General features: G+C 49.0%; 1 protein-coding gene. It reads left to right on the forward strand.

Features of this window, described 5'->3' with window-relative positions; translation table 11 throughout:
* Positions 1 to 556 (forward strand): hypothetical protein (locus tag R7Q48_RS28795; protein WP_318133757.1); only part of this gene is annotated, 556 nt, incomplete at its 5' end.
* Positions 557 to 610 lie beyond the last annotated feature (54 nt).

A 610-nucleotide genomic window follows, 5' to 3' on the forward strand; every position in this document is an offset into this window, starting at 1 on the left:
AACTCGCTTTAACCAAGCCGCACAGGGCGACACGGGTTTGGTGGATACTGTACATGACGAGCTTTCACAATTAGTTCAAAAGCAAGGCGCTACGCCTGTGACATTGGTTTACCTTGGCAGCAGTGAAACCTTGCAAGGGCGCGATGCGTTTATGCCATTGAACAAGATGAAGTTCACTGATCGCGGGCTTGCCACCATTCAGAAAGGTTTGGATTTAATGGCAAATCAACCTATGCCGATTCAAGAGCAGCAGCGTTTACAAGGGCTACCAGAATATCAATTGGCTACTGCGATGGCGGCCACTACTTACACTTCGCTTCCGGATATGTTTAATCACTTTGAGCGTGGGTACGAGCTGTACCTGACTCTGCTTGATGAACCGAGCTTCAATCAACAACCGTTCGCGGCAACGGCTTGGGTTTACCTTTACGCCATTGAAGCAGCGCTGCGTGCAGAGGACATGGAGCAAGCGCAGAAATGGTTGGCGAAAATGGAAAGTTTCGATAGCACTCACTTAGAAACGCAAACTGCCAAAGCGTTACTGGCTAAACATTAAGGAGGCGTCATGATCGTTTTCAGTCAACTCAGTCGCGATTACACCCTTGGCAGC

Source organism: Vibrio sp. 378, from assembly GCF_033339435.1.